Origin of the sequence: Flavihumibacter stibioxidans (assembly GCF_014332695.1) — a bacterium.
Classification (GTDB): Bacteria; Bacteroidota; Bacteroidia; order Chitinophagales; family Chitinophagaceae; genus Flavihumibacter; species Flavihumibacter stibioxidans.
The window spans coordinates 374,851-391,499 of sequence record NZ_MBUA01000012.1 but is presented as its reverse complement, the minus strand read 5'-3'; the positions used below and the strand labels follow the sequence as shown (position 1 = coordinate 391,499).

Here is a 16,649-nt window from a genome sequence, read left to right as displayed (position 1 = left end):
ACTGGTGGCTCAACTCCCCGAAAGCCGCTTTGACAGCTCCACGAGATGGATGTTTTCAGCAATGATCCTTTGCGGGATGCCATTAACCTTGCTCCATTTCACCAGGCGCATCTGGCCGTCGGAGATCTCTATCCCGGTTATATTTCCATCTGCATAACAGCAACAGCCAGCGTTGAAATAGCTGGGCTTCATGTTGCGGAAAGAATGGTTTACATGGTCGTATTCACGCTGCCTCCTGGGAATTTCTTTCAGGATGGTATCAATGGCGGGAATGTCCTTTTTTTCCCTGGCATCTTCCAACTGCAGGTAAAGTCTTTCCAGGTGGGTGAGGGAATTAAACACCGGCTGGTGGGTGTGACCGGTGATCAGCAGCAGGTTTTGCTGTGCGGCACTCCATTCATACATGAACTGGTTGTGCAGTGTCTTCATCTGGCTGTTGTCCGACGGCAGGTTGGTATTTACTTCCAGGAAGCTTTGCACCGGTCCCCAGATATAGGAAACGAACCATTTTGAAAAAACGTTGCCATCACTTTGTGCATCGCCCTGGTGGCCATGGGTGCAAAAGATATCGAGGTACCCGTATGGGAGTTCTGCCCTGAGGACCGCGCCCGTATTGGCTTTGAGCGGTTGGTCGTAGATTGATTTCAGGAACACAGGGGCCATGGGATCATTGCCCCAGAAGAGGTCGTGGTTGCCGAACAGTTTAACAAATGCCTTTCGCTGCAGGAATTGTTTTTCCTTTTCGAAACTGGCTTTGTTGTAAGTGATCACATTCGGCAAAAGGTTTTCCCAGAGTTCCTCACTGTCGCCCAGGTTGATATAATAATAGTTGTTGGCCTCGTAATAATCCAGGGCAGCCAGGTAGTTGGCTTCGCAGATGGCGAAATCATCGGCGCCATCGCGGGTTCCCTTGTGCAGGTCGGTGAAGATGATCACCGGCTGTTCATCGGGCCGGAAGGGGTAAAGCGGTCCTTTTTTACCGGGTTCGGTTATTATTGACCGGTAGAGATCGGTAAGTGCCCTGTTTACCCTTTCCTGGTCCGGTGCGGAGGATATCCTGCCGGCCAGCCAGGTAACCGGTTTCTTCAGGAGAAACTGCAATATGACCCGCAGTCCTTCCAATATGGTAAGGGCTATTTTTCGCATATTCATTTACGTTATCATGCCAGGCAGGTGCCGTTCATTCGTTAAGATAATGATTATTGGGGCACATTATACAGCCTGTGGGGGCTGATGATGGCAGCCCATTCTTCCTGCAGGTTGGTTTGGGGCAGCAGGCTTCCGTTTTCAATTTTTTTCCAGCTATCGGGTTGTCCCAACAGCCGGTCGAGATGTCCTTCCCCGGAAGGGTTGGCATTGGTGACATACTTTCGTTGCGCCAGTTGTGCGGGGTAGATTTGTTGCAGCAGGCGGATCACCCGGAGCATGGCACTGACGGGCCTCAGTTGGCGGGCATCGGTCACCAGCCATTGGATGCCCTGGCACCACTGGTTTGCCCATTCGCCCCAGGCCGGCTGGTAGCTGAAAGGGATGGCTGTCAATCCTGGCAGCCCAAGTGCGTTGATGTCGTCGGCCAGTTCCGCGGACCTGATAAAAGGCGCACCGAAGATGCGGAAGGGAAGCGTGGTACCCCGGCCTTCATTGATATTGATGCCTTCGAGTAGTCCCATGCCCGGGTACAATAGAGCGGTGACAGGCTCAGGAATTCCCGGTGAAGGAGGTGTCCAGTTGCACAGTAACGGATCAGTAACCGGCCAGGCTGGCGGATTTTCGCAGGGTATAACAGTGAGGTCTAAACGCTGTAGCCTGCTTGCCCTGAAATAAAGGGCAAGTTCGCCGAGGGTGGAACTGTGCCTTACAGGAACAGACCATCTGCCAATAAAGGAACTGCAATGTACTTCATCCAGGAAGGGGCCTTCTGCGAGTTCCGGTGAAAGTCCGGCTGGATTGCTGCGATCCAGTACCACCAATGGTTTTCCTGCTTTTTCGCAGGCTTCCATTACGTGTGTGAGGGTCCAGAGGAAAGTGTAAAACCGGCATCCGGCATCGGGAATATCGAAAAGAATACCGTCGGTGCTGCTGAGCTCTTCCGGTGAGGGCGCGAACCTGTCGCCATACAGGCTGGATACGGGGAGTCCGGTCAGCGGATCGGTGGTGTCGCCCTGTTTTTCACCATCCGCAGCCTGTGCCGTGAGGCCGTGTTCCGGAGAAAAAAGCCGGGTGATATTCCAGCCGTTCTTCAGCAGCTCTTTTCGGTTAAGGATTCCTGTTGCCGTTATGGCCGCGTTGTTGGTAACCAGTCCCCATCGAAGGTTTCCCCGATGGGGGACAGTATCCGGACTGTACAGTAGCCGGTCAATTCCATTGAACCTGATCATGCTACAATTTAGTGGTAAATTGCGATGCCCAACCTCAAGGGGCAACCGAATATGGAATTTGGACAATTGCCTGAATCAATGCTGGATGCGGTGGATTTCAGCCTGCGGGCGGATCCGCCGGTTAATGCCCTTTCCCTGGGTGGAAAACGGGTGGCGGCGCCGCGGCTGTACCTGGGTGCCACCCGCTGGACCCAAGCCGACTGGGTGGGTAATCTCTATCCGCCAAAAGCGCGGCCGGCGGATTTCCTGAGGTATTATTCGGAACAGTTCAACTGCATTGAGTTGAACGCCACCCATTATAAGCTCTATGACGCGGAGGCCCTGGGCAAATGGTCCGGACAAGTGGCGGAGGGGAGGGGTTTTTTATTTTGCCCCAAATTATACCAGGGGATTTCACACCGCGGCGGGCTTAAGGGAAAGGAGTCGATGACACGGGACTTTGCCGAGGGGTTGAAGGGCCTGGCCGGGGAGGTTAACAGCAAGGGGTCGGGTTTTCTGGGGCCGGTTTTTATCCAGTTGTCAGAATCTTTTGGCCCATCCCGGCAGGTGGAATTGCTGGAATATTTGTCGGGCTTGCCGGCGGGATTGCGGTGGATGGTGGAAATGCGTCATCCCGACTGGTTCAGCAAAGCATCTGTAACGGAGCATGTTTTTTCGGCGCTGCACAGTATGGGTGTTGGCGCCGTGATTACCGATGTGGCGGGAAGGCGGGATGTCTGTCACATGCAGTTGCCGGTTTCGCGGACCATGGTTCGTTTTGTGGGCAACCGGTTGCATCCGACGGATTACAGCCGGCTTGATGCCTGGGCCCGAAGGTTAGCCGACTGGTTTGATGCCGGCCTGGAGGAGGCCATTTTCATTCTTCATATGGGTGATGATGGTGTGGTTCCCGAATTTGCGCGGCATGCCGCCCGGGTACTGTCGGCCGCAACCGGGCTGGAATTGCCGGTACCGGTGTTGTATGAAAGCGGTCCGTCGCAGGGGAGTTTGTTTTAGGGGGGAAGGCGTCTGACGTTTGGGTTCGGTGGAGGGAATGGCGTCTGACGTTTGGGCTCACGGAAAGGCGTCTGACGTTTGGGCTCACGGAAAGGCGTCTGACGTTTGGATCCACGGTTTTCAGTAATGCTAAACGTCAGACGCCTGGGATCCCAACGTCAGACGCCTGGGATCCTCAATGAACCTCAAAGAGTTCATTCCATTTTGTGGTGTAACGGGGGCTCATGAGTTCCTGCCGCATTTTCCAGGACCGTTCGAGTCCGGATGCCGCGAACCTGACCATCTCCCCTTGCTGGCTGGCATTGATATTGTCGAGCGCCGCCATGAGCTTTTTGTTCTCCTTTCTGCCGCAACTGGATCCGCTTGTTTTTCCGGTCGTTTCGAAGAGGTTGCACTGGGTGCTGTTTTCCGGCACCAGTTCACTGAAATTGACACCTGCCTTCAGGTAGCGTGGTCCCTGAATGAATAATGCTTCTACTAACGGCAAAGTATACGCGATTAATTCATTGGTCATTGAACTGGGATGGGACAGACGGGCAGAGGCGCTGTATTTTTTCGGGTGGTAGGTGAATTTTTCTTCGGAAGCCGTTACCAGGTAAACCTCCACAACGGATGCGGCGCTGGATTGCCGGCGCAGCTTTTCTGCAGCCCTGGCTGTATAGCTGGCAACGGCTTCGCGGAGGTCTTTCAGTTCAAAGACCCTGCGTCCAAACATGCGGGAAGTGCCGATCATTTTTTTGTTTTCCAGCGGGTCTTTCATTTCAATGCAGGGCAGTCCATTGAGTTCGTGGAACAGTCTTTGTCCCACCACCCCACCCAGGTTTTTTTTCACCCATTCTTCCGGCATCCGGCTGAGTTTCCAGGCGGTGGAGATGCCCCACTGGCGAAGCTTTTCGGCATACTGGTGTCCCACGCCCCAGGTCTCGCCGACTTCAGTCTGTTCAAGGGCGGACTGCGTTTTTTCCGGATGGTCGAGAACCATCACACAGCCGGTAACTGCTTTCTGTTTTTTCGCCAGGCGGTTGGCCACCTTGCACAATACTTTCGTTTGCGCCACACCGATAGATACCCTGATGCCGGTCCATTGTTCCACTGTCTGCCGCAGGTTCCGGGCATATGCTTCCAGTTGGTCGGGTGGTATTGCCGAGAAGTCGAGAAACGCTTCGTCCACCGAATACACTTCTATTTTATCCGGGCCCAGCAGTTGTCTAACGGTGTCCATCACCCGCATACTCAGGTCTCCGTAGAGCTGGTAGTTGGAAGAAAAAACGGCCACATCTTTTTCGCGGACCAGCTCGCGGCACTGGAAATAGGGGGTTCCCATGCCGATGCCTGCAGCCTTCGCCTCATCGCTCCTTGCTATGACGCAGCCGTCGTTATTGCTCAACACCACTACGGGCCTGTGTTCCAGGTCGGGCCTGAACAGGCGCTCGCAGGAGCAGTAGAAGGAGTTACAATCGAGTAAAGCGTACAATTTTGCTGGTGATTTGTGGTTGGCTCGGAGGTGGGGGTGGGTGGACAATCATGGTTCAAACCTCACACTTTATGGATAATATAAGTGACCACTCCCCAGATGCTGAAATCTTCCCAGGAGGGATCAATGTCGATGGGCGCAAGACGTGGCGTTTCAGGAAGGAGCCGCATTTTATTAAAGGTTTTTTCAAAACGCCTGATCAGCATTTCCCCATTCAGGGTTGCAATGATGATTTTTCCGCTCTGGGGAGACAGGGAGCGGTCAACGATGACCAGGTCTCCATCCTGGATGCCTGCACCAATCATGGCTTCTCCGCGGACGCGCAGGAAAAAGGTGGCAGGTTTGTTCCGGATCAGTTCTTCGTTGAGATCCAGGCCGCGTTCGGCATAATCATCCGCTGCGGCACCAAAACCAGTGGCGTTTGTGTTTCGGATCTGGTGCTGGCTAAAGGATTTTGAACCGGTGTATGTCGGGGTGTAACTTTTATCTAATTCCATATACAGTAGTTTGAATGTAGTTGTAAGAAGTTTGGATGAGGTACAAATTTATTTGGTTTTACTAAAATAATTAGTAAATTTATGCTAAATAGTTTGGTTTGCTAAAATGACTGATATGGACAATCATTTAAACCCGGGTGCATTCCGGGGTAGCAGGGCTCCGGCTTCTGAAACCTCCCACCTTCAGGATGGGGTTGCCCGTCTTCCGGAAGGCGTTGCCGGCCATCAGAAAGATGCTATTGACCATCGGGAAGGCGTTGCCGGCCATTGGGAAGGCGTTGCCAGGGGGAAGGAAGGTAATGCCAGGGGAATGGAAGGCGTTGCCAGTGAAAAAGAAGGCAGGATGGCGCCGGAAAGAGATGGCAGCCTGTTGTGTTATGAACTGAAAGTTTTGTGTCCGGAGGCCTTGGTGCAGCAGCTTGGTTCAGAGCAATTATATGCGGCAGAGGCTTTTGGGAAGGATGCTTTTTCTGTGTCCCGCCCCGGAATGTTACTGGCGCGTTTTTATGCGCGGGAAGAGATGGAAAACACCCTGCTCAGGTGGCTGAACCGGGTGGCCGGACAGCAGGAAAGTTTTCCGGTACTCTTTAATAATTATGGAAGTATGCCCGCCTGTCCATTGTATATAAGGGTGCAGGATCCCGGACCGTTCAGGATGCTGGCAGAAAACTTAAGGGTCATCGATGCCTGGCTGAAAGGAAATGATTGTCCGGCTATAACCTTATTCCACCATCCGCGGCTTCCACTCATGGACCGATTGGATGAACAGAAGGCCATGGAGATCCTGCTCGAATTTTCCGGGCGCTGTTTCCGGGCGGAAATGGAACTGGAAGAATTGATACTGGTGTCAAGGGTTGCAGGAGAGGAAAGGGAAAGGATGGTTAGCCGGTTGAGGTTATTGCCAAGGGGATTAAGAACAGGCGGGCGGGATGAATGAAGGAAGATCTGAAATCAAAATTCTATTAACATAAAAACAGATGCTATGCAAGCAAGGATGCAGCAGCCGATGAGGCAGGATCTGAATATGGGTTTGATCAGTTTACCCGGTTACCAGGTATATGAATACCAGTTGGTGCTGGCGATACCGGAATCCTTAAGGGAAAAATTGCGTAAGGCCAAAATACAACTCTATGAAAACAACGGGTGGCCGGTTCCCAAATCGAATGCGATCTTCCTTCCACTCGTAAAATTCAGACAGCGGCAGTTGCTGGAGGAAAAGGTGGTAAGGTCGATGAACCAGATGATCATGGGCTGGCGACCCTTTTGTCTGACCCTGAAGGATTACAGGAGCCAGCCCACACATTCGATTGTGATTCCGGTGGCCAGCAGGAGTGACCAGTCGGGGAACCAGGCCTTGAGTACATGCACTAGAGACCTGAAGTCGATACAACACCTCCTGCGTGCCGACAAGGAGCATGCTGCCTGGTTTCCGGCAGATCACCAGGTTGTTCTTGCTTCGAGGCTGGGGCCGGGGCAATTTGAAAAAGCCTGGCAACAATATTCCTCCCGCCATTTCACCGGACAATGCCTGGTGGATGCCTGTCTGCTTCTCAAAAGGCGGACAGGGGAACTCCACTGGCAGATTGTGCAGCGCTTTGAACTACGTGACCTGCCTGTAGGCGTGCGCCAGGGAACATTGTTTGGAGCGTGAAGAGGTGAAGAGGTGAAGAGGTGAAGAGGTGAAGAAGTGAAGAGGTGAAGTCAACTACAAATAACAAACTGAATAATCTTGTCAAAATTTCGGGGCCGTGGTGCCCAGATAAATACCGCCAACAGGTTCAGCCAGCTTGCTGCATCCCGCGAACAGGTTGAATCAATTGACGACTGGGGTGAAGCCGATCCGGCAACCCGCTATATTGAACAGGAGGGTAAAAGCCTGGTCAATAAAGTTGATAGTCCGGATGTGGGCATGTTTTACAGCATGAATCCCTACCAGGGTTGCGAACATGGCTGTGTGTATTGTTATGCCCGTAATTCGCATGAGTATTGGGGTTATAGTGCGGGACTGGATTTTGAACGGAACATTATTATCAAGAAAAATGCCCCGGAACTGTTGCGGAAATTCCTGTTGCGGCCAAAGTGGGAATGCCTGCCTATATCCATCAGCGGTAATACCGATTGCTACCAGCCTGCTGAAAGGCAATACCGGATTACCCGTCGGTTGCTGGAAGTATGTCATGAATTCCACCAGCCGGTAAGTATCATCACCAAAAATGCAGGAGTGCTTCGGGACAGTGACCTGCTTTCAGGGATGGGACAAAAACACCTTGCCTCGGTATTGGTGACCATCAACAGCCTGGATGAATCCCTGCGCAGGGTGATGGAACCCAGGACCACCACGGCCAATCAAAGGTTGAGGGTTATAAGGGAACTGAGTGATGCAGGTGTAAGGACAGGTGTGATGCTGGGGCCAATGATCCCGGGGTTAAACGACCATGAGATACCGAATATCCTGGAGGCGGCAGCCAACGCAGGAGCAAGTTTTTCAGCCTATACCTTTGTGAGACTCAACGGAGCGGTTAAACTCATATTTCACGACTGGCTGTATAAAACATTTCCGGACCGTGCCGATAAGGTCTGGCATGGAATTGAAGATGGACATGGCGGTAAAGTAAACGACAGCCGCTTTGGTACGAGGATGCGGGGAGAGGGTCCTGTGGCGGAACTCATCCGGCAACAGTTCAAAAAATTCAGCAAATTATACGGGCTGAACCAGGACAGTTGGGAGCTGGATACCGGATCCTTTCACCATCCGGGACAGCAAATAAGAATGTTTTAGGCCGGCCCTACCACAGTAATCCCTTTTGGGAATGCCGATTCCAAATAGTAAATTTTGGTTTTAATTGGCCAGGGGCCATTCAACCAAATCCAGCTGCTGCATGCCAAAATTTATTATTGATCCAAATATCGCCCGGGCCAAAACCATTGATAAAACCGTTTATACCGATCCGCGTTATTTTGAGATTGCCAGGGAAAAAATTTTCGCCCCCACCTGGCAGTTTATCGGCACCACAGACATGGTAAAGGAGGCCGGTGACTGTTATCCATTCACACTGCTGGCAGGTTACCTGGATGAACCGCTGTTGTTAACCCGCGACAAAGCCGGTGAGGTCCATTGTCTCTCGAATGTGTGCACCCATCGCGGTAACCTAATGGTGTATGAACCCTGTCGATCCAGCCAACTGAAGTGTAAATACCATGGGAGGTTATTTGACCTCGATGGCAGTTTCCGTTCCATGCCCGAATTCAGGGAGGTGGAAAATTTTCCGACAGAAGGAGATAACCTGAGTCGGTTGCCAATTTTCCAATGGGGTAAATTGTTGTTCACGTCCTTGCAGCAAGCCAGTTTGTTGCCAATGCACCAGGCCGGTACAAATGATCCCTCGCCAACGGCCATAGCCGGTCCCATTTCCGCGGAGACTATGTTCAGGGAAATGATCGGCCGGGTGGGATGGCTGCCGCTGGATAAACTGGAATTCAGGTCTGATCTTTCTAAAGACTATGAGGTGAAAGCCAACTGGGCGCTCTATTGCGAAAATTACCTGGAAGGGTTTCATATTCCATTTGTGCATGCCGGACTCAATGCCGTGCTTGATTTCGGAGAATATACCACCGAGATCTACCAGTATTGTAATCTTCAGCTGGGAATCGGGAAATCCGGCGACAGCTGTTTTGACCTACCCGCTGATTCGCCGGATTCTGGCAGGAAGGTATCGGCCTATTATTTCTGGGTCTTCCCGAATATGATGTTCAATTTTTATCCGTGGGGATTGTCCCTTAACCTGGTACAGCCAACATCAGCGGGTACCTGTAAGGTATCCTTCCTGAGTTTTGTATACGACGAATCGAAGCTGAATATGGGCGCAGGCAGCGGTCTCGATACCGTGGAACTGGAAGATGAGGAAGTGGTGGAAAATGTCCAGAAAGGAATCCGCTCACGGTTTTACCAGCATGGCCGCTATTCTGTAAAACACGAAAAAGGTACGCACCATTTTCATTCATTGCTGGCCCGCTTCCTAAATGCAGAAGAGAAAATTTAATATGCCGAAAGAAGCCCCAGCCAATACTTTACAGCGCACCCTCAACAGCCGCACGGTTATAGCCATGGTGGTCGGCGGCATTATCGGAAGCGGAATCTTTATGAAACCCTCCCTCATGCTGCAACAGTTGGGATCCCCCTGGCTGCTGATCTCGGTGTGGGTAGTAGCCGGATTGCTTACCATGTTCGGGTCTTTGTCAAATTCTGAAGTGGCTGCGATGTTTCCTGAAACCGGCGGACAGTATGTGTTTTTCCAGAAAATGTACGGCAATGGATTTGCCTTTTTATACGGCTGGGCTGCCTTTGCCGTATTCAATACGGCAGGCAATGCATCCATCGCTTATGTGTTTTCGGAATATGCCAACTATTTTCTGCACATGCCGCGATTCAGCGATGCCACCGAGCGGTCTGTAAGGTTGTACATCCCATATATCGGCTATGTATTTCCGTTAGCAAATTTCGGAGTGAAAATGCTCACCATTGCACTGATTGCTTTTTTCACCCTCATCAATATACGAAGTGTTGCCGTCACCGGAAGCCTGCAGCGTATACTCACGGCCATGAAAGCGATTGCCATTTTCCTTTTAATTGCAGGAATCTTCGGCAGTGGTAATGGTTCTTTCTCACATCTCTCGGAGAGCATTACACGAAATGAATCACTGAGTTTTACCGGGGCCTATGTGGCTGCGTTGGCGGGAGCATTCTGGGCATACGATGGCTGGAACAATATCATGTTTGTAGCCGGGGAAGTGCAAGAGCCCCAGAAGAACATCCCGCGCGGCCTTTTCATTGGCGTAACGGCCTGTATCATTATCTATTCGCTGATCAACCTGTCATATCTCTATGCACTGCCGGTAAAGGAGATGGCTGCATCCACCTTTGTGGCTGCCGATGCGGCGACCGCCATTTGGGGAGCTGTGGGCGGCGGACTGATTGCCCTGATGGTGATGTTGTCCACCGTCGGCGCGGCCAATGCCAATGTGTTTTCCACCTCAAGGGTCACCTACGCCATGGGGCAGGAAAACAGTTTGTTTGCCTGGGCGGGGAAAACCAACCGGCGTTACCGGACACCAGGCAATGCGCTGGTGCTCAATGCCGTCTGGGCCTCCCTGATGGTGATCACCGGTTCCTTTGACATGCTCACAGATATGCTGGTTTTCGTGAGCTGGTTTTTTTACGGGATGACCGCATTGGGATTGTTTATCCTGCGCCATAAGTACGCCGACATGCCAAGAGTATTCAGGGTACCGGGATACCCCTTTGTACCCGGAATATTTGTGGCTTTTACCGCGTTTTTCCTGGCCACCACCCTTTACCAGGACATCTCCAACTACAATGAGGGAAAGATACCCATCATCAATTCCCTGCTCGGGGTGCTTATTACCTGCGCAGGCCTGCCGGTTTACTGGCTAAGCAAACGGAGGTAGGGGGAAGGGTAGGAAAGGCGTCTGACGTTTGGGGTCCACGGTATTCAGTAATGCTAAACGTCAGACGCCTCCCCTCCCGCCTCCCCTCCCGCCTTTCCCCCTCCCCCTCCCCCCTACAACTTAAACCCTACCCGCGCGAAGAGGCGAAGGCCGTTGGCGCCCATCTGCACAGCATCCCAGGGACCGCCGGTTTCGTTGTTGAAGGCCCACCATTTGGCGCCGGGAGCAAAACTCATATCGGGGTGAACATTCAGTAGGTTGTCCACTCCCCAGTAAAGGCCAAAGCGCTTGCTGAACTGGTAAGACATGAACAAATCCGTTACCAGCTTGCCATTGTACACATACTGGTCCTTCACCGGGGCACCTGTATTGTCATCCGGCACATAGGCATAGAGATCGCCGCGGTTGAATTCGGGCGTAAAATCCTCCGCCGTTCCATCGCCGTAGCCAAGTAAAGTAATCTTGCCAAAATAAGTCAGGCGCGCACCCACTCCAAACTTCTTCCAGTTGTGCTCCAGGGTCAACCCGAACTTGGAACCGGGAGCGGAGGCAAGGATAAATTTCTGCTCGCGCTCCGTGAGGAAGGTCGCCCGCAGGTCGGCCGTCGCATCCAGCTTTTCAGGCACATTAATCTCGTCAATATCCATCTGCTGCACATTGCCCGTCAGCAATGCCCTGAAATTATTTTTGCCATAGGACTTATTGTATTCGAGCACGACATCAATTCCCTTGTTGGAGGTATTCACCGCATTGGCAAAGAACTGAGCCAGGGCCACATCGAGGCGTTCCATTTCTGCAGTAAGCACCGGATCAATATCGGGGTCATCGGCACTGAACTGTCCGCTCAGCACCACCCGGTCCTTCACTTTCACGTAATATCCATCGACGGTCAGGCTCAAAGAATTGCTCAGCCTGGCGGTAAAACCCAGGGAAGCATTCAGTGATTTCTCCTGCTTCAGCTCCGGAATGCCCGCGGCACGCGTTATCGGCGAATAGTTCGGCGCGATCTTCACTTCCTTGATATCTGCTCCCTGAACGGTGGTGAAAGTGGAGGAGAAATTCATCTGCTGCAATGACGGCGCCCTGAATCCCGTGGACACCGATCCCCGCAGGTTAAAGCGGTCGCTGACTTTGTAACGAGTGGCCAACTTCCAGTTGAAGGTGGAACCAAAATCGTTATAGTTCTCGAATCGCAAAGCCGCGCCTACCAGGAATTGCCTGGTGATATCGAGTTCGGCATCGGCATACAGTCCCACCACATTCCGGTTCGCATTCACCTCATCCGATGGCTGGTATCCCGGAAAGCCCTGGGCACCGCCGGCTTTTTCACCCGTCGGGTCATAATTGAAATAAGACCCGGGCTCGCCGGCATCGATCTTGTAGCGTTCCGTACGGTATTCGCCGCCCAGCGACAGGTTAAATCCGGCTGCCACCTCATCAAAAGCCCTGGTAAAACCAAGGTTCACGGTGTTCTGCAGGAAATTGAATCCGCCGTCATCAAAATGGGTTTTGGTTGCCCCAAGGGAGGCATTAAATGTTTTGTCGCCGTAAAAATGAAAGTCATTCATCCCGAAACTATTGCTGAGGTCCCAGTCCCAGGAGCCTGCCTTTCCCTTCATACCGGCCGTCAGCGAATAGTCGTTGATCTTTGTCTGGATGCGTGGGTTGAAATAAAACTCCCCGTCGGAGGTCTCCCGGATGATACCAGGCACCATGATCATGCTGCCATCGCTGTTGGTGGGAAACCTGTCCGGACGGGCGGACCAGTTGCGGGTGAAAGCATAGGCATCGGAGGATTTATGGTTGTACCCGCCAAAAGCATAAAAGGCCGATCTGCCGCTGGCAGTGGGGGCTTCCATGTTGAAGAAGATTCCCCCGTTCACCAGGGATCCATCTCCATGGGCGCGACGGTAGATATTTGTTGGCAGCCAGTCTTCCTTGCCCTCCTCTGTTTCCAGGGTCTGCCGGAAGGTCTTGCCACTGGCGATGAAATTGCCGGTGAAATTGAGGAAGCCATTGTTCTTCAGGGCCAGCCCGTAGTTGAGGTTGGCGTTGAAAGCGTTGCCGTCGATCTTGCCCTGCGACACGTATTGTCCGAGTTCGGGTTTTTGAGCCGGATTGTATTTGCCGTCATAATAAGCCGACCAGCCCATATTGCCGTTCAGCTCGCCGGTGGTTTTTTTCAGCACCAGGTTGATGACCCCCGCAATGGCATCGGAGCCGTACTGGGCCGAGGCGCCATCCCGCAGGATCTCCACCCTTTCAATGGCGCCGATGGGGATGGCACTCAGGTCGGTGCCGGAATTACCGCGTCCACGGGCACCGAACACGGCCACAAAAGAGGTCTGGTGGCGACGCTTGCCATTCACCAGGACCAGGGTCTGGTCGGGACCAAGTCCGCGCAGCGTGGCCAGGTCAATATGGTCGGCGCCATCGGAACCACTTTGTTTGTTGTAGTTAAAAGAAGGCGCTGCATAGTTGATGATGGAAGTCAGGTCCATCCGCGCGGTGGGCAGGGAAACCTGTCCCACATTGACAATATCCACCGGCACCGGCGTTTCGATCTTCACCCTTCCGGCCCGCCGCGTACCCACCAATACCACCCCGCTCAGGTCGGTGATGGTGGGTTCCAGTGATATGCTCAGGCTGGATTGATTGCCCACCGTTACCGAAAACGGGGAATAACCGATCATGGTGAATTCCAGCACGTCGGTGGGAGCGGCAGTGATGGAAAAATTGCCGGACTCATCGGTGGAAGTGCCGGTTCGGGTGGATTTCACTTTTACCGATACGCCGGACAAAGGTGCACCGGTTTTACTGTCGGTGATCTTCCCTGTAATGGTGGTCTGCGCAAACAGGCACAGGGATGCCAGGATGCTGAATGCCAGCAGCATTAGTCTTGGTTTCATGTGTTGGGTGTGTTTACAGAAAATTACGGAGAATTTGGCATATTAAGTCGGGCTGTAGGGGCGAAGGGTGAGCAGGTGGGGCAACAATCCTTATATTTGGCGCTAATCAATTATGGAACAGATTATTCAACAGATAACAGACCTGTGGTTCGACACCAGGGGCAAAAAGGCGGCGGAAGTAACAAAACTGCCGCAGAGCGGAAGTGACCGGATGTATTTCAGGGTAACGGGCGAAGCATCCGCAACGGGTGCCACTGCCACCGCCATTGCCACTTACAATCCGCACCTGAAAGAAAACCAAACCTTTATGGCGTTCACGGAATCGCTCCGCTCGGCCGGATGCCCCGTAGCCAACGTATTAAAAGTGAATACCGCCGGAGATATCTATTTCCAGGAGGATTTCGGCGACACCTCCCTGCTGAACCTGCTGGAGCAGCACGGCTATAACGACTATGTATATTCGCTGTTTCAGCAGAGCCTGGCAAAGCTGGCGCACCTGCAGATAAAAGGGGGAGAAAACATTGATTACGGCTATTGCCTCACGGCGCATGAATTCGGCAAGCAGGCCATCCTGAGCGACCTGCTCTATTTTAAGTATTATTTTCTCGACACCCTCAAGTTTCCCTATGACAAGCAGGCGCTGCTAGATGACTTCGAAGCGCTCAGCACCTACCTGACCCATACGGAGAACAAGCATTTCATGTTCCGCGATTTCCAGAGCCGCAATATCATGGTGAAGGATGATCAGGTTCATTTCATCGATTACCAGGGGGGCATGCTGGGCGCGTTGCAATACGATGTGGCCTCCCTGCTGTGGCAGGCGAGGGCCGACCTGCCCGAGGAATGGAAAAACAGCCTGCTCGATTATTATATCGGTGAAGCCGGCAGACACCTGTCGCAACCGCTGGATGCAGCGCTGTTCACGGCACAGTACAACGGTTACGTGCTGATCCGACTGCTGCAGGTGCTGGGGGCCTATGGGTTCCGCGGGTTCTTCCAGCGCAAGGCGCAGTTTCTCACCAGCATACCGCTGGCGCTGAGAAACCTGAAAGCGTTTACGGGTAACCGTAAGATGGGCATCGCCGTGCCGGAATTTGATCGTTGCCTGCAGTTTTGTACGAGCGATGAAGTGATCAATCGTTTCGAGCCGCTGCGGGCTGATGACAGCACGCCGCTGGTGGTGCATATCCACAGTTTTTCCTACCGCAAGGGCATACCCCATGATCCTTCGGAAAACGGGGGTGGATTTGTATTTGATTGCCGGGGCATCCTCAATCCGGGCCGGTTACCCGAGTTCAAAACGCAAACCGGGCGCGACAAAGCCGTGAAGGATTTCCTGGAGCAGCGGACGGCCATGCCCGATTTCCTGAACAGCGTGTTTGACCTGGTGGATATCACCGTAGCGGATTTTATCAAACGCGGCTTTGCGAGCCTGCAGGTGAATTTCGGCTGCACGGGCGGACAGCATCGTTCCGTGTATGCGGCTGATGCCCTGGCCCGTCATCTCCGCAACAAATTCGGGGTGAAAATCGAGCTGTTACATATAGAGCAGGAATCAAAAGCGTGGGTAAACGGATAATCACAAAGTCCCATTCATCATGAAAGCAATCATCTTCGCAGCCGGACTCGGCACGCGTTTTAAGCCCTGGACGGATCAGCATCCCAAGGCGCTGGCGATGGTAAACGGCAAGTCGCTGCTGCAGCGCAATATCGAATACCTCCAACGGTTTGGCATAAACGAAGTGGTGGTGAATGTGCATCATTTTGCGGACCAGGTCATAGCGGCCGTGCAGGAAAACCATGGCTGGGGAAGCCGGGTGCTCATCAGCGATGAGCGGGAGGAGGTGCTGGAAACCGGCGGTGGGCTGCTGAAAGCGCGGCTATTGCTGGAAGGCGGCGCCTATGGCAAAGCGCCGGAGCCCTTTGTGAGCATCAATGCCGATGTGCTCACTGATCTTGACCTGAACAGGCTGGTGGCTTTCCATGAGCAGCAGGAAGCACTGGTCAGTTTCGGGGTAACCGGTCGTCGGACCTCGCGTTACCTGCTCTTCGATGAGGACAGTCGCCTGCGCGGCTGGGTCAATACCAAAACGGGGGATTACCGGTTTCCGGGGCAGGCAGGCATGCTGCGCCGCGATGCGCCCTGCATGGCGGATGATATCAATGCCATCGCCAACGGTCCCCGTACCGCAGATCCTGCCAAACCCGATCTCAGCCTGCCCTTCGCGGGCTACACGCCAAAGGCCTACAGCACCGTGGTTGTATATGATCCCTCTGTATTTCGATATATCCGCCAAACCGGCAAATTCTCGCTTATCGACACCTACCTCGACCTTGCCACCGAACACAGGATTATGGGCTTTGACCACAGCGGCGATAAGTTTGTGGACGTAGGCAAGCCGGAAAGTGTGGCGGAGGCGGAGAGGATGTTTGGGTGAGGTTCAGGTGTCTGACGTTGGGTTCAGGCGTCTGACGTTTAGTATTACTGAATACCGTGGATCCCAAACGTCAGACGCCATACCGTGGGTCCAAACGTCAGACGCCATACCCATGGTCCAAACGTCAGACGCCATTCCGTGGATGCCAAACGTCAGACGCCAGGGGAGACGTCAGACACCTGGGTATTTGCATGAGATTCGGCCCGAACGATGAGCGTTATGCCCAGGGCCAATTCAAGGGTCATTAAAGTTTCCAGGGTGAAATTTTCAGTGCCGCGAACCCATTTGCTAACCAACTGGGGACTTACTGCCATCCTTTCTGCCAATTGCTTTTGGGTCCAATTCAACTCATCCAATCGTTTCAAAATATCCAATGCAAGCAATTGCGACATTCGCAGGAATATCCTGTTGTCTTTCCTGGCTTTCATGCGGCCGATGCTGTTTGTTGTCTCTTTTGAGACCAGCGTTATGAATTTTTCTTTATTAGCCAT

The 16,649-nt window shown here is 52.9% G+C and carries 14 protein-coding genes; 8 read left to right on the top strand and 6 right to left on the bottom strand.

From position 1 onward, the window contains the following. Positions 1-9 precede the first annotated feature (9 nt). Positions 10-1,146 carry a metallophosphoesterase gene (locus BC349_RS08840; RefSeq protein WP_246456867.1) on the bottom strand — a complete coding sequence of 379 codons (1,137 nt, stop codon included), beginning with the start codon at positions 1,144-1,146 and terminating at the stop codon, positions 10-12. 53 nt (positions 1,147-1,199) lie between these two features. Next, positions 1,200-2,378 carry an exo-beta-N-acetylmuramidase NamZ family protein gene (locus tag BC349_RS08835; RefSeq protein ID WP_187256381.1) on the bottom strand — a complete coding sequence of 393 codons (1,179 nt, stop codon included), beginning with the start codon at positions 2,376-2,378 and terminating at the stop codon, positions 1,200-1,202. Between the two features lie 24 nt (positions 2,379-2,402). Here BC349_RS08835 and BC349_RS08830 point away from each other — a divergent pair, with 24 nt between their 5' ends. After that, on the top strand, positions 2,403-3,374 hold the full coding sequence (locus tag BC349_RS08830) for a DUF72 domain-containing protein (RefSeq protein ID WP_187256380.1): 972 nt from the start codon (positions 2,403-2,405) through the stop codon (positions 3,372-3,374). 175 nt (positions 3,375-3,549) lie between these two features. Here BC349_RS08830 and BC349_RS08825 read toward each other — a convergent pair whose 3' ends face one another. Beyond that, positions 3,550-4,848 carry a Y-family DNA polymerase gene (locus tag BC349_RS08825; protein WP_187256379.1) on the bottom strand — a complete coding sequence of 433 codons (1,299 nt, stop codon included), beginning with the start codon at positions 4,846-4,848 and terminating at the stop codon, positions 3,550-3,552. 62 nt (positions 4,849-4,910) lie between these two features. Next, entirely contained in the window at positions 4,911-5,345 is a 435-nt protein-coding gene (locus BC349_RS08820; RefSeq protein ID WP_187256378.1) for a LexA family protein, read from the bottom strand. Between the two features lie 115 nt (positions 5,346-5,460). Here BC349_RS08820 and BC349_RS08815 point away from each other — a divergent pair, with 115 nt between their 5' ends. The 5 genes from BC349_RS08815 to BC349_RS08795 all read left to right on the top strand — a co-directional run bounded on the left by BC349_RS08815 (position 5,461) and on the right by BC349_RS08795 (position 10,811). After that, positions 5,461-6,282, top strand: coding sequence for a hypothetical protein (locus tag BC349_RS08815; RefSeq protein WP_187256377.1), 822 nt, complete (start codon positions 5,461-5,463; stop codon positions 6,280-6,282). Between the two features lie 45 nt (positions 6,283-6,327). After that, positions 6,328-6,996 (top strand): hypothetical protein, encoded by a 669-nt coding sequence (locus BC349_RS08810; RefSeq protein ID WP_187256376.1) that lies wholly within the window; start codon positions 6,328-6,330, stop codon positions 6,994-6,996. Positions 6,997-7,074: 78 nt separating this feature from the next. Beyond that, positions 7,075-8,124, top strand: a complete 1,050-nt coding sequence (locus BC349_RS08805) for a PA0069 family radical SAM protein (RefSeq protein ID WP_222840126.1) — start codon at positions 7,075-7,077, stop codon at positions 8,122-8,124. A gap of 100 nt (positions 8,125-8,224) precedes the next feature. Then, positions 8,225-9,385: an aromatic ring-hydroxylating oxygenase subunit alpha gene (locus tag BC349_RS08800; RefSeq protein ID WP_187256375.1), complete on the top strand. Its 1,161-nt coding sequence runs from the start codon at positions 8,225-8,227 to the stop codon at positions 9,383-9,385. A 1-nt stretch (position 9,386) separates the two neighbouring features. After that, positions 9,387-10,811, top strand: coding sequence for an APC family permease (locus BC349_RS08795; protein WP_187256374.1), 1,425 nt, complete (start codon positions 9,387-9,389; stop codon positions 10,809-10,811). A 113-nt stretch (positions 10,812-10,924) separates the two neighbouring features. On the opposite strand, the gene BC349_RS08790 is transcribed toward BC349_RS08795, so the two are convergent. Next, a complete protein-coding gene (locus BC349_RS08790; protein WP_187256373.1) occupies positions 10,925-13,720 on the bottom strand; it encodes a TonB-dependent receptor in 2,796 nt (931 codons plus the stop codon). Positions 13,721-13,832: 112 nt separating this feature from the next. Between BC349_RS08790 and BC349_RS08785 the strand changes: the two genes are divergently transcribed. Next, positions 13,833-15,299, top strand: coding sequence for a RapZ C-terminal domain-containing protein (locus tag BC349_RS08785; RefSeq protein ID WP_187256372.1), 1,467 nt, complete (start codon positions 13,833-13,835; stop codon positions 15,297-15,299). Positions 15,300-15,318: 19 nt separating this feature from the next. Then, complete coding sequence (locus BC349_RS19965; protein WP_246456866.1) at positions 15,319-16,158, top strand: nucleotidyltransferase family protein; 840 nt, start codon at positions 15,319-15,321, stop codon at positions 16,156-16,158. 152 nt (positions 16,159-16,310) lie between these two features. Here BC349_RS19965 and BC349_RS08775 read toward each other — a convergent pair whose 3' ends face one another. Beyond that, on the bottom strand, positions 16,311-16,649 hold the full coding sequence (locus tag BC349_RS08775; protein ID WP_187256371.1) for a helix-turn-helix transcriptional regulator: 339 nt from the start codon (positions 16,647-16,649) through the stop codon (positions 16,311-16,313).

What these genes read in the sequence shown, in the direction of transcription:
- BC349_RS08830 (WP_187256380.1), top strand. Translation starts at nt 2,403, where the DNA reads ATGCCCAACCTCAAGGGGCAACCGAATATGGAATTTGGACAATTGCCT.
- BC349_RS08840 (WP_246456867.1), bottom strand. Translation starts at nt 1,146, where the DNA reads ATGCGAAAAATAGCCCTTACCATATTGGAAGGACTGCGGGTCATATTG.
- BC349_RS08775 (WP_187256371.1), bottom strand. Translation starts at nt 16,649, where the DNA reads ATGGCTAATAAAGAAAAATTCATAACGCTGGTCTCAAAAGAGACAACA.
- BC349_RS08815 (WP_187256377.1), top strand. Translation starts at nt 5,461, where the DNA reads ATGGACAATCATTTAAACCCGGGTGCATTCCGGGGTAGCAGGGCTCCG.
- BC349_RS08820 (WP_187256378.1), bottom strand. Translation starts at nt 5,345, where the DNA reads ATGGAATTAGATAAAAGTTACACCCCGACATACACCGGTTCAAAATCC.
- BC349_RS08785 (WP_187256372.1), top strand. Translation starts at nt 13,833, where the DNA reads ATGGAACAGATTATTCAACAGATAACAGACCTGTGGTTCGACACCAGG.
- BC349_RS08810 (WP_187256376.1), top strand. Translation starts at nt 6,328, where the DNA reads ATGCAAGCAAGGATGCAGCAGCCGATGAGGCAGGATCTGAATATGGGT.
- BC349_RS08835 (WP_187256381.1), bottom strand. Translation starts at nt 2,378, where the DNA reads ATGATCAGGTTCAATGGAATTGACCGGCTACTGTACAGTCCGGATACT.
- BC349_RS08790 (WP_187256373.1), bottom strand. Translation starts at nt 13,720, where the DNA reads ATGAAACCAAGACTAATGCTGCTGGCATTCAGCATCCTGGCATCCCTG.
- BC349_RS08795 (WP_187256374.1), top strand. Translation starts at nt 9,387, where the DNA reads ATGCCGAAAGAAGCCCCAGCCAATACTTTACAGCGCACCCTCAACAGC.
- BC349_RS08800 (WP_187256375.1), top strand. Translation starts at nt 8,225, where the DNA reads ATGCCAAAATTTATTATTGATCCAAATATCGCCCGGGCCAAAACCATT.
- BC349_RS19965 (WP_246456866.1), top strand. Translation starts at nt 15,319, where the DNA reads ATGAAAGCAATCATCTTCGCAGCCGGACTCGGCACGCGTTTTAAGCCC.